Below are 12,655 nucleotides of genomic sequence, written 5' to 3'. Positions count from 1 at the left end.
GAAAACACGGATCACACGGAACTATTGATTCTATCTTTCCGTGTGATCCGTTTATTCCGTGGTTAAAAAAAAGGCGCACCCTGGTTTTTTTAAGGGTTGGAAAGCATCGAACACACAGAAGACAAAAAAGACCTTGTGAAGCAGTGGAAAAGGCAGGTAATGGTGGGAGGTGAAGATGATGCGGTCCACGCATATCCTTGTTTATGCGGCTTCGCGTGAAGCGCTGACTGAAATGGATGGGAAGGGTTGCCATGTGGAAACGTTCCGTGTGTACCAAGGACTGCCCGGATACCTGCGGCTTGCTGGTCAAGGTTGAAGCAGGAAGGATAACGGCCGTCAAGGGTGATCCGGACCATCCGGTCACCCGGGGTTTCATTTGTCGCAAAGCGGGGTATTTCCCGGAGCATGTCCACACCGCCGAACGGATTCTGGCGCCGCTGAAACGAACCGGTCCCAAGGGCTCGGGTAGGTTCGCGACGGTCACCTGGGACGAAGCCCTGGGGGAGATTGCCGGGCGCATGGCCGCGGTTGCGGCGGAACACGGCCCCGAGGCAATTCTACCCTATTATTATGCCGGGCACATGGGCCTTGTGCATCGCCACGCGGGCCACGCTTTTTTTCACCGGCTGGGGGCCAGCCGGCTGATCCCGACCATCTGCGGACCGGCGGCCGGCGCCGGCTTCGAGGCCAGCTTGGGGAGCGGGCCGTCGACCGCCATCAGTGCGGCCGCCGCCTCCGACTTCATCATCATCTGGGGATCGAACACCTTGACCACCAACCTGCATGCCTGGCCCTTTTTCCAAAAGGCCAGAAAAAACGGTGCGCGGCTGACGGTTATCGATCCCTACCGGACCGAGACCGCCAGGCGGGCCGACACCCACCTGATGCTCCGGCCGGGGACCGATGCCGCCCTGGCTCTGGGGATGATGAACGTGCTGATCGCCGATGACCTGATCGATCATGCGTTTATCAAGACGAGAACCGTGGGATTTGATGCCCTCAAGGCGCGGGCGGCCATGTATCCGGCGGAGAAGGCGGCCGCCATCTGCGGCATTTCAGCCGGGGCGGTCAGGGAACTGGCCCGGGCATATGGCCGTGCCGGCGCACCATACATCCGCACCGGCTGGGGACCGAGCCGCCAATTGGGCGGGGCGATGGCCATGCGGACGATCGCCCTTCTCCCGGGCCTGGTGGGCGCCTTCAAGCAGCCCGGCGCCGGGATCACCCGCAGCCTGGGCGGTGCACCGTCCGACCTCTCTTTTTTGACCCGGCCCGATCTCTGCCCGCCGGGCACCCGCAAGGTCAACATGGTCCATCTGGGCCACGCCCTGACGGAACTGGAAGGCCCGCCGATCAAATACCTGCATGTGTATCTCTCCAACCCGGCGGCGGTGGCCCCCCAGTCGCGCCCGGTCATGGCCGGCCTGGCCCGGGAAGACCTGTTCGTCTCGGTGCAGGAGATGTTCATGACGGACACGGCCCGTATGGCTGATATCATCCTCCCGGGGGCCAGCTTCCTGGAAGTCAAGGACCTCTACCGGGCTTACGGCCACAACTGTATCCAGCTGGCGGAGCCGGTCATCCCGCCGGTGGGCCTGAGCCGTTCGACGCTGGCCATCTTCCAGGACCTGGCGGCAAGGATGGGTTTTGCGGAGGATGTCTTTTCCCTGACGGAAGACCAGTGTGTCGACAGGCTGCTGAAGGAGCCGTCACCGTATATGGTCGATGTCGATGCCAACCGGGTCCGATCCGGTTGCGCCGTGCCCCTCAATATCCCGGACAACCCGTACGCCCAATCCTTCAACACCCCCTCGGGCAAGGTGGAGTTCTACTCCCGGGCCTGGGAAGCGAAGGGACTCGATCCGCTTCCCGATGGCCGTCCGGTTCGAGACCCGGAGGGCGGTGAACGATTCCCGCTGGAGTTCATCACGCCGCCCCACCGTCTTTTTCTCAACTCGGCGTTCAACGAAATCGCCGCCCTCAGGGAGGAGGCCGGACCACCTGTCGTCCTGATCCACCCCGGGACAGCCGCCGCCCGCAGGATCGCCAGCGGCGACCTGGTTCGCGTCCATAACGATCGCGGCGAATGCTGCCTGACGGCCAGGGTGACCGCGGATACCCGGCCAGGGCTGCTGGTCGCCGAAGGGCTTCGCTGGCCCGGCTTTCATCGGGGAGGTAGGGGGGCCAACCAGCTGACCAGCCAGCGACTGACCGACGCCGGCGACACCTGTGCGTTTCACTGCAGTCGGGTGGAGGTGGAGCCGGCATCGTCCGTTAAGGATTAGCTGCCACGGAACACACAATACACGGAAATCGATCATCATCTGCGTCTTCCGTGTGATCCGTGTATCCCGTGGTCGAAAAGTGAAGAAAAAAAGAGGGCATGATCAGATGGAACTTATCGAGAAAGTCAAACAGGACGGGCTGGTTGTGGACGGTGGCATGGGATCCATGCTTATCTCCCGAGGGCTCAAGGGGGGTGAGTGCGCAGAAAAATGGAATATTGACCGCCCTGAGGTAATACAGGAAATACACCAGGCCTATTTTGATGCGGGGGCGGATGTGGCAACCGCCAATACGTTTGGCGCCTCGTCCCTTAAGCTGGAAAAAATGGGCATCAAGGAGGGTGTTGAGATCATCAACACCGAAGCGGTTAAGCACGCAAAGGCGGCGGCGAAGCCAGGACAATATGTGGCCGGGGATTTGGGTTCCGTGGGAGAAATGTTTTCCCCCATGGGCAGCATGACGGTAGAGCGGGCCAAAGACCTCTATGTCCACCAGGCCCAAATTATCGAGGCCGCCGGTGTGGACCTGTTTCTTATCGAAACCAAAATTAACCTGGAACGAAGCCTTTGATGCCGGATTAAGTCCGGCATGACGCCGGTGGTACCTTTTGTTGCCGGTCTATTTTTGAGATAGGTTTTACCAAAACTGAGCGATTGTCGAGCTTGCCGCAGATACAAGGAAGATGCTTTTCCGCTATAGTCGCCTATGCGGGAAGGCGTCTGACGCCGCAGATGCGGTGAGATCGACAATCCCAACGGGTTTTAAATTTTTCAGGATAGATTTCGGAAATATTCAATTAAATGACAACCATCTATCATCCGAAAAAATTTGAAACGCTCAGTTTAAGCTTTAATAATTACCCCTCTCTTAACTTATACGGTTGTTCAATTGTTGCTGATGAGAAATAGGGGGCGGTCAGAGAGCTTCAAATTTTTTCATCCAGACATCAGGCGCGCGGCCGTATAAATTGTCGTCGATGTGAACCGGGTCTTCTTTTACGAAATCACCGCCCCAGCGCAACACGTCGTCATCGCGTATCATGTCAATGAACGTCCGGACTTCCAGTGGCAGGTTGCGAAGGTTGGAACGCTTCAGTTTTTTGGAGTTGAACCAGGGATTTCGATTGCCCATGAAAATGTTCATGTCAATGGCGTGCCCTACCAGGTGATTGGATCGCTTGGCTGGGGGCACAATGGCTCCGATTGGTAAGCGGTCTTTTTGGCGCAAGGAATGCGTTACGAAAACACCGACACCGGCCTGGGATGCGTAGCTGTCCAATCGGGTCAAATAGGAGCTGAAACCCGAATCGCACTCTATCGATTTGTCTCCAATTATTGCCGATCCCCTGAATACCTGGATGTCTATCTTTGAGAGGACGGCGGGCGGCGCCACCGTCGATTCCGGCACCGGTGGTGAATCCTTCCCGTCCTCGCCCGGCCGGATGGCGTCAGCAGGTATGAAACCTTCCTGGTCTCCAAGGCGAACCCGATGCCAGGTGCCCAGAATTTCAACGACATCACCTTCGGCAAGTTGCCTGCCCGCCCTGCCCCCCGGCAGGGCGTCTGTCAGTGCGATATCGACATCCCTAATAATTCCCGTCTTCATGGTTCGCCTCGTCCTGTCAACTCAGAAAAGGGATATTGACGATGGAACTGACGGCTTTAAGACCCGTATTGACAATGCCTTTCCCGACCGCGGTCCACCGCGCTTCCCGTGCCTCCAGTTCTGCGTTAACGGCCAGAATCTGGTCCCGGGTCATGCGAATTGCCTCGGAAAGAGTTTCGCCATCTCCGGATTCCAGGTTAGAGGCCAACGTTTCAATACTGGCCAACAGTTTCTCTGTTTTTTCCCTCGCCGCCTTAAACTCTCCGCGCACTTCTTCTACCTGGGCATTGAGCTCGTTGGCAACTTGGCTGATTTTCTCACCCATCTCCTTTGTGAGCCGGTCAACGTGTTCATCTATCCAAGATTCCATCTGGCTTCGAACATCGGCCACTAGGGTTTTTGCTTCCGGACTGAGTTCGATGGCCTCTTCCGGAATGCTGTGCTTGGGTTTATAAACCATTTGCTGCCCTCCTTCCTTGGATGTCAGCTGGGCTAATTCTTCAACACCTTGCCGGTCATTTTCGATGCCCCCGTTAAAATATTTTCCGAGAGGTCGTCCAATTCCGAGTCAATCAGGCTGCTGATCCGTTTGAAGATAAGGTCCAGATCTCGATTAACTGCAGCCGAACCTGCTTCAACTGTATCGATAAGGTCTTGACCGGCCCCGGAAACGGCGCTCTGCAACCCTGCCAGACCCTGGTCCACCAGTCTGTTGAGGCTGCCGAGTTTTTCCTTTGTGGCCAGACCAGCGCCGACAATAACCAATTCGACGGGACTTTTTCGATTGATGTATGCGCCTACGGTTTCCAGCGCGGCTTTCTGCTCATTATGAAGGCTCATAATTGGGTCATGAAGACGCCCCATTTGGTTTTGGAGTTTTACCAATTGATCCGGCACCGTTTCCGAGGCGATACAGGCACCGTCGCTCAGGTCGTCGGCTTGGTTTCTCACCTTATCGAGTTCATATTGGATGGTCTGGTTTATAGACCCTCTCACCGTTTCCAGTTTTTCCATCAGATTAAACATTAATTCGGCTTGATCTTTAAATGCCACCTGGCTCAATGAGGCCACCTGAACCTTTTTTTTGTAATATGCCACCGTTGTCGGAGCATCGTTGGGCAGCCGTCGGCGTTTTTCGTCCAATTGGATGAGTGCCTTATTTTCTCTTTCAATCAGTGCGTTGACTGGTGTCAGGTAGATCGCTTCGAATTGGGCGGGGAATGATTCTGATATCAAATTCCACGCTTGTTGCTCGAATTGATTACGTAGTTCCTGTTCGCTTGCGTCGATACGCGCTTTTAACAGCTGAATGTTGACATCGACACGTTTTCGGCATTCCTCAATGGCGATAGCGGCAGTTTCCTTATAGATATGGGGCAGTGCATCGACGACCCGTTGCTGGTTGTTCAACGATCGCTGTTGCTCTTGGGCCAGAATGGCTTGATTGTCTATCGTCCGGTCCACCAACTGGACTACTCCCGCGGATGGCCCGCAGGCCGTCAGCAGCAGCCCACTCAAGAACAGAACGGCAAAACCCCTTAAAAGAGCGTTCAATGGCGTCATTGCATACCACCTTTTCCTTCCGCCCCCGCCTCGGTCATTTTCCGGGCCAGTGCTTTGGCCTGGGACTTCAGCTCTTCCATATTCCTCGGTCGAAGGGCGTTCTTAAATTCTTCGACCACGGCGGCACGCCGGGCGGCAACGGCTTCAGGCCCTTGCTCGATTCCTTTTTCTGCCTTTCCCAGAAACCGTTCGATGATTTTATCCACCAGGTTCGCGGCCCGGCGGGCCGCATATCCAAATATGAATCCGACCAACGGGAGGGTCCATATCCGCACCTGATAACTCTCAACCTCGAAGAAACCGTTGATAATGGCCATTACCAGGACCACCGAAAGGATTGGGCCGTAAACGAGCTTGGTGTAGGCAACCCAGCGTTCCACCGGTGCAAAGTTCCCTTTTCGCAGGTATTCAGCTGAATTGACCAAAAGATTCGTCAGGACTCCGAAAAAGGACCAGAACAGGACCTCAATTACCGATAAGGTCGGCGATGTCCAGAAAAACAGGCAACTCAATGGTGGGGCCATATCCTCCAAATCCCGACATTGCTGCAGCAGTTGCTGCTCCAGCTCCAGCAGGTCAGTCTTAATCAGGCGGATATCACGAACCGACTGTCCCGAAAAAACCGTATTTACCTGTAAACGCGCTTTCTCGTATTGGCCGGCTATGATCAGCGCCGCCAACTCATCCACGGGGCCCCGGTCCAGCAACAAGCTGGCCATTTCCTCCATGTTCTCATCAATCCGGCGTCGAATCGTATCCATCGCCTCTGTTCGATCCCGGATACCTTCAAGAATAGTTTTGGCTCGTTGAGCACCGATGTACCAGTCAATCTCACCGGGGTTTCGAAGCCTGACCCGTCCCCGGGGATCGATTCTGGCAAAATTTCTCCAGCTCAATTTGCCGGCATCCTCGCTGCAGTCGGCACTGCCGCAAGGATCCATCCCGGTTTTACCTTCCGGGCAGGAAACAGGGTCCTTCACCAGCAGGTGGCTGACGGTATAAATTGCAACGGCGATCAGCAACATGCCGATAAGGCATCCGATAAACCGCTTTCCGATGGTTTCATTTTCGACCTGGGACATGTCAACCACCCTATTTTCTGTGTAATAGCCGGTTTTTCACGTGTTACCGAGAAACTTATATAAAAAAGAAAGCTGTGTTTTCAGGTGGAAAGGAGTGGCCTGCACACACGAAGTGCGGAAGCAGCATGAAAGCGAACTGATTAAACAGAATCAGCAGATGTTGAGGGAAGAGGGAATGGGCAAAAGGTAGCTGTGTGCGATGCCGCTATTCGTCGCGAACCCTTTATAGTGATTTCATCATAAAATCCGAATGGTTAAAAAATCAAGCAAAAAGCGGGAAACCGCCACCGAAAAATGCCATGTGGCAATCTAAACCTACTGTACGATGCGGGTACGCGGGGTCGGGCCACACCAACTGGGATCCGGTGGGATCCGGGGTCGGACCAAGCTGGATGAACGATTATCAAGGATTCAGGATAACAACGGGGCCATATTCAAGGCTTAAAACGATGTTTTCGAGGTCGAAAAGGGCGGTTTAAACGTGGTCGTCGCCATATTTTTTTACAGGTCATAAACCACTGAACACACAGAATACACAGAAATTTTTCATCATCTTCGTCTTCCGTGTTTTCAGTGTATTCCGTGGTTAAAAGGGAAATTAAACAAGCTAAAACGTAGACTTGATCCGTGCCCGGTAACCGGTTTTCTCAGAGTGGAGATCCGGGGTTGGGCCACGCTGGATGAATCAATACCTTGCTTTTGGTTCGATCCCTAATCCCGTGATCCTAAAATTCGGTAACCGGTTCCAGGGGGACTTCCGGATAGATCTGGCCGTGGGCCGGCGGCATGGAATTGTAGACCCACTCGATATCCACAATACCCAGCGGAACCAGGCGGCGGCGTCTGAAGCCCCGAAAGGTGCCACGGATCAGTACGTCTTCCATTCCCATGGTCAGGCAGAAGACGGCAACCTTCGTTCCGGCCTCTATGCGGCGTAATTCCGCGCCGAAGGCCAGGGGTGCGAACGCAAGCCGCCGGCTGTCGGCTGCCTGGCACTGGACGACCGGCACCAGTTCCGGAAAGCCATTTGCTCCGATGTAGCTGATAAATTTCAGTGAACCCATCCGGTTGAACAGCCCTTCGGCAAAGGGTTTCAAAATCCGGTCCGTGCGTCCAGTGGCGGCGGCACCCTTTCCCAGCCGTGTCAACAGGGTACCGGCTACGATGCCGGCCATGGGAAGCGGCTCGGGAACCGAGGTTTCCACCAGGTCCAGGTAGTGCACCGTATTGATGCCGAAGTAGGTGTTGTAGCGGAACATGGGGATATCATTGTATCGCTGATATTCGGGGCCTTCCCGGCGCAGGTGAGTCCAGCGTGCCCGCCCGCGCCACAGGCGGCGATCCATTGTCATGATTAAAAAAGCGATGCGGGGGTTCTGCTGGATATACTGCTTGCTGAGTCCCCGGCAGAATTCCCCCAGGGTAATCTGGTCGGGACGGGGGGCCATGATCGAGGTGATGAGCGAAACGTGGGGCTGGCCATCGGGATTGGTGCAGGCCACGATGCCGATCTTTTCGGCCGGTTCAAAGGCCTTTTGATCATCTCCGGTGAAGCAGGGTCGTGTGGCGGTCATGAGGTGCCGTCCTTCCTGGGTATGTCAGGCTATGGTTGCCGGTGTTGGCTGATCCGTTTCCGCATCGCCGGTTTCCGTGTCCATCCGGGTCGATCCGCTCCAATGCACGATATCCGGGTCGACGCCGGAGCGACGGGCAATGCCGGCCAGCCGTTCCATCGTGGTTGGTGACAGCAGCGGGTGGGATTTAAAGGGCCAGTCGCGATCCAGCCTCAGATACTTGTCCCGGCAAAGATTATTGAAGGCACACAGCTCCCAGCGCGACACAGCACCTTTCAAGTGGTCGGCGATCCAGTGCCCGAGGCCGGCGATGTTGGCCTCCGTCGCCGTGGCATCCGGAATGACCGGCGTGCGGATCCACAGCGCCTGCGGAGTCGCACCGGCAGTCATGCGGGATCCAACGGCTTTCAGGTTGTCGAGGATCTGTTCGTTGGAACGTCCCGTAAACGCCCGGTGGCGGTCCGGGTCGATCTCTTTGAGGTCGTAAAGAACCATGTCGGTGAAGGGCAGGAACTCGTCCAAGGCGCGGCGCGGATAGCACCCGCAGGTGTCGACCGCCGTGTGAATGCCTGCCTCTTTCAGGGTGCGAAAAAAAGCGGACAGGAAAGGCGCCTGCAGGCCGGGTTCGCCGCCACCGGCCGTTACGCCCCCCGAATTGGAAAAATAGGCCCGATCTTTGAGGACTTCGTGAACAAGGTCGTCGAGGCGCCAGCACGTGCCGATGACCTCCATGGCCGTTGAGGGGCAATTCGCGGCGCATTGTCCGCATTGCGTGCAGCGCGACCGGTCGATGGCCAGGCCGCCTTCCAAAAGGGTCAGGGCCGTCTCCGGGCAGATGGCGCAGCAGGTACCGCAACCGATGCAACGACTGGCGATCCAGTGCAGCTGGGGCCGCGCGGAAATGCTTTCCGGGTTGTGGCACCAGGAGCAGGCGAGGCTGCAGCCCTTGAAGAAGACCGTGGTGCGGATGCCCGGCCCGTCTTCGGTGGAAAGCCTTTGAATTTCAAACACCATCGCTTCCGGATGACGCGTGTCGCCGTTGGGCGGATGGTTTTCGATAGCGCGCATAATCGTCCTTTACGGGCAACTTTCCGTCAATAACCCTGATGGCTGACCCGTTCGATGACCTCGTTCTGCAACTCCTTGCCGATGGCGGTGAAGTAGGCGTTATACCCGGTGATGCGCACCAGCAGATGGGGGTAATCCTCCGGGTGCTGCTGGGCATCCCGCAGCATGTCCGGATCGAGCATGTTCACCTGGAGGCAGGTGCCCCCGTTCTCCGCATACCCTTTAAGGAAGGCCTTGAACTTGCTCCGGTGCTCGGGGTCGCGGATGATCGACGGATGAAAGGTGATGGTATGGCTGGCGCCGTTGGGCAGGCAGTTGAAGGTATCGCCCCAATCGGCCTGCCCGTCCGGGGCCCGTCCGCCCAACACTTTGCCCACCGAGTTGGCGTTGGACGTGGGGCCCTTGATATCGGCGCCGTTGGAGGGACAGATGGCATTGGACAGAAACTGGCCTCGGGGACGGCCGTTGGCGCTGGCCGCCATAACGAATCCGTCGCCGGCCCAGTAATTCCAACTGAGCATACCCGGCCTGAACTGGCGATGGGTTGATGTCGTGCGCTGCTGCCAAGTCAGGTCGCACCACAGGTCCATGACCTGTCGGGCCATGGCATCGGCCTCGTCATCGTCGCGTCCGTACTTGGGGGCTTTGTTGCGGGCCATGGCCTGGAGTACCTCGAACCCCTTCCAGTTGGCTTTCAGGGCCTCGATCAGTTCCGCCATGGAACATTTCTGATTGTCGTATACCAGATATTTAATCGCCAGCAGCGAGTCCACGGTGGTGGCGAACGTGACGGCTTCGAGCGTGGTGAAACTCAACTCGGCCCCGCCTTGGGTGACATCCATCCCCTTTTCGGCGCATCCCCGGACCAGGCAGGAGAGATAGGGGGTCGGGAAAAACCGCGCCCTTACCGATTCCGAGGCTTCATAGGTGTCGGCGCACTTGCGGATAATGTATTCGGTCTGGGCCGCATAGGAGTTCCAGAATTTCTCCCAGCTTTCATGGGCGGCCGCGTTTCCGGTTGGCGGCCCGTCCTGGGCAACCGGTTCGGTCCTGCCGGTCATGGGATTGTGGAAGGGCAGCAGATCCCGGCCGCCGGTCAGGGCCAGTTCGACGGCTTTCAACAGGTTGAGGTTGTTGTCCACCGTGCCGGACCGGTCATTGCCCACCATGGTGTTTTCCAGGCATCCCACCGGGGCGTAGTCATGGACGTTGTCCAGGCGGATCAGGTCGGTGCATCCGGCCCGGCCGGCTTCGCGCATCATGCCGGCCATGGACCGTTCGTCGAAATTCAGCAGGAAAGGCGCTCCCTGGCTGCCGGAAATCATGGCCACTACCTTGTCCAGAAGTTCCGGCGGTGTGCCGCGGTGCAGCCGCACGTTGGGTTTGGGCTCCAGGATGGGAGACATGTCGTCGATGACTTCCAGGATGGCGTAAGTCAAATCGTTAGTCATGTCCGTTCCGTCGGGACCCAGGCCGGACAGGGTGACGAGCTGGCCGAAGCCCGAGGTGATGCCTTGGCGGCCGTTGCGGATCATGGCGTCGTAAACGGTGTTGCAGTGGATCCAGAAACATTTCAGGATCTCTTTGCCGAATTCGCGGTCCATGCCCTCCCTGAGGGAGGCGTTCCAGTAAGGCAGCAGGTATTGATCGATGCGTCCGAAGGATACCCCGGGGCCGGGATAGTTCTCATCACTCATGACCAGCATGTGGTTGATCCACAGGGCCTGGACCGCTTCCCAGAAGTCGCGGGGCGGTTCCCAGGGGACGCGTTTCAGGTTGTCCGCCATGCGGCGCAGCTCCTGCCGCCGCTGCGCGTCATCGGTTTCACCCGCCAGGCGACTGCACAGACCGCTGTATGCCGCAGCCAGTTCACGAGGCATGGTGGCAGCGGTCATCATGGCTCGCAACTGGGCGCCACGGGGGCTTTCCCGGTCGGCCTGCGTGAGGTCTTCATAGCGTTTTGACAAATCGGCGTGGATCCCGCGCCAGCCGAGTTGCAGGGCCATGGCATGGTCCGGTACGAGGTGGCCGCTGGTGGCGCCGGTATTTCCGTATCCATGGTCGTGGAACCATTTCATGCGGTTCCGGGCGCCGGTTTTCCCCAGAAGGGCGTCATCGAAGGCCTTCTGCTCCGCCTCCGTGAGGCACAGGGACGTCTGCAGGTTGAAGCGGGCGCCGGCGAGCAGATCGCCGGGCAGGATTTCACGGGGCACGTGATGCACCATGACGTCTTTGACAAACCAGGCCCGCCGTTCGGGCAGCGACCAGGACCAGAATTCATCCGGCAGATCGATGTCACGGGCCGCCTGGCGGAACGATCCCCGCAGGGTTTGCAGGAGCGCATACGTCTCCGGGACGATATAGAACGTCATCTCGTTGAACTGTACGTCCCAGGGTGTGCCGGTTGACCAGGCCAGGAACTGGTTGTTCCATCGACGGTCGGCACCTTTGAAGTAATAGTCCCTCAGCCACTGGATTCGCGGGGACAGCTGTCCCGGCGCTTTTAAAAGAGGCCTTTCCCGATTCCGATCAGCAGTGGTCATTGTGGTCCTCCTCCCCGGAAATTCACGGGTGGGTGTGAATTGCCGGCTTTGTTAGGTCGTCTGTCAAATCAAAGAATGCGGGACACCTTCTGCAGTTGATCGGCACCGTGGACAAGCATGTGACGCATGGTCGAGACGGCCGTGGGCTCATCATGGTTTTCGACGGCCCGGAAGATCTTGCGGTGAAATGCATGCACGGTTTTGACGACGGCCGGGTCTTCGAAGAACTGGGCCGCCAGGTTCAGATACACCTGTTTGAAGGAGTTGATCAGCATCGGGTAGATCAAATTGCCGGACGCGAGGGCCAGCAGATGATGGAACCGGAAGTCGAGGGCGGTGATTCCGGCCACGTCCTGCAGCGGAATTTGCATTTCTTCCGCGACGACCTCCTGCATGGCATTCAGGTGTTCATCTTCTCGATGAAGGGCGGCCAGGCGGGCGGTTTCCACTTCAAAAAGCTGCCGCATGTTCAGCAGGCTCGTCTGGAGATCCGGTTCCAGACGCCCCTGTTGATAGGTTACCAGCGAGTTCAGCAGGGCCAAAGAGCCTTCCCGGCGATAATCATTGACCACCGCCCCGACGCGGGGAGTCAGGGTGACCAGGCCTTTGGCCTCCAGGTCGACCAGTCCCTTATGGACGACGGGGCGGCTGACTCCGAGGTTCAGGGCAAGTTCCCGCTCCGAGGGCAGCGTCTGGCCGATTTTGAGTTGGCCTGACAGGATAAGCGATTCAAAACGTTCAATAAAAACATCTTTCAGACTGGGTGCCTGAATGGGGGCAAGTAGTTCCTGCATTGAGCCTCTCATGGTTTCTGGTATTACCAGATGCCACTATAGGGCGGACTTTTCATTCCTGTCAACTGTTTCCTTTCTTCAGAGAGATTCAAAATGAATGGGTGTAAAACCGGGAGAAGTTTCGAAACTGTGGCTGCGGT

General features: G+C 57.3%; 10 protein-coding genes. 2 read left to right on the top strand and 8 right to left on the bottom strand.

Annotated features, from left to right (window positions below; translation table 11 throughout):
* Window positions 1–251: 251 nt before the first annotated feature.
* Together ACHZBS_RS05365 and ACHZBS_RS05360 are read left to right on the top strand one after the other, a co-directional pair.
* Window positions 252–2,285: a molybdopterin-dependent oxidoreductase gene (locus tag ACHZBS_RS05365; RefSeq protein ID WP_319405495.1), complete on the top strand. Its 2,034-nt coding sequence runs from the start codon at window positions 252–254 to the stop codon at window positions 2,283–2,285.
* 106 nt (window positions 2,286–2,391) lie between these two features.
* Window positions 2,392–2,856, top strand: a complete 465-nt coding sequence (locus tag ACHZBS_RS05360) for a homocysteine S-methyltransferase family protein (RefSeq protein WP_319405494.1) — start codon at window positions 2,392–2,394, stop codon at window positions 2,854–2,856.
* Between the two features lie 345 nt (window positions 2,857–3,201).
* On the opposite strand, the gene ACHZBS_RS05355 is transcribed toward ACHZBS_RS05360, so the two are convergent.
* From ACHZBS_RS05355 to ACHZBS_RS05320, 8 genes are all read right to left on the bottom strand, one after another.
* Window positions 3,202–3,891, bottom strand: coding sequence for a M15 family metallopeptidase (locus ACHZBS_RS05355; protein WP_319405493.1), 690 nt, complete (start codon window positions 3,889–3,891; stop codon window positions 3,202–3,204).
* Window positions 3,892–3,907: 16 nt separating this feature from the next.
* On the bottom strand, window positions 3,908–4,351 hold the full coding sequence (locus ACHZBS_RS05350; RefSeq protein ID WP_319405492.1) for a hypothetical protein: 444 nt from the start codon (window positions 4,349–4,351) through the stop codon (window positions 3,908–3,910).
* Window positions 4,352–4,383: 32 nt separating this feature from the next.
* Window positions 4,384–5,358 (bottom strand): hypothetical protein, encoded by a 975-nt coding sequence (locus ACHZBS_RS05345; RefSeq protein ID WP_319405491.1) that lies wholly within the window; start codon window positions 5,356–5,358, stop codon window positions 4,384–4,386.
* 92 nt (window positions 5,359–5,450) lie between these two features.
* Entirely contained in the window at window positions 5,451–6,536 is a 1,086-nt protein-coding gene (locus tag ACHZBS_RS05340; RefSeq protein ID WP_319405490.1) for a hypothetical protein, read from the bottom strand.
* Window positions 6,537–7,261: 725 nt separating this feature from the next.
* A complete protein-coding gene (locus ACHZBS_RS05335) occupies window positions 7,262–8,110 on the bottom strand; it encodes a hypothetical protein (RefSeq protein ID WP_319405489.1) in 849 nt (282 codons plus the stop codon).
* Window positions 8,111–8,134: 24 nt separating this feature from the next.
* A complete protein-coding gene (locus ACHZBS_RS05330; protein ID WP_319405488.1) occupies window positions 8,135–9,178 on the bottom strand; it encodes a glycyl-radical enzyme activating protein in 1,044 nt (347 codons plus the stop codon).
* 26 nt (window positions 9,179–9,204) lie between these two features.
* A complete protein-coding gene (locus ACHZBS_RS05325) occupies window positions 9,205–11,721 on the bottom strand; it encodes a pyruvate formate lyase family protein (RefSeq protein WP_319405487.1) in 2,517 nt (838 codons plus the stop codon).
* 68 nt (window positions 11,722–11,789) lie between these two features.
* A complete protein-coding gene (locus ACHZBS_RS05320; RefSeq protein ID WP_319405486.1) occupies window positions 11,790–12,515 on the bottom strand; it encodes an FCD domain-containing protein in 726 nt (241 codons plus the stop codon).
* Window positions 12,516–12,655 lie beyond the last annotated feature (140 nt).

Origin of the sequence: uncultured Desulfosarcina sp., assembly GCF_963664155.2 — a bacterium.
In the GTDB taxonomy this organism is placed as follows: Bacteria; Desulfobacterota; Desulfobacteria; order Desulfobacterales; family Desulfosarcinaceae; genus Desulfosarcina.
The sequence above is the reverse complement of the archived record's forward strand: the minus strand, read 5'-3'. Positions and strand labels throughout refer to the sequence as shown.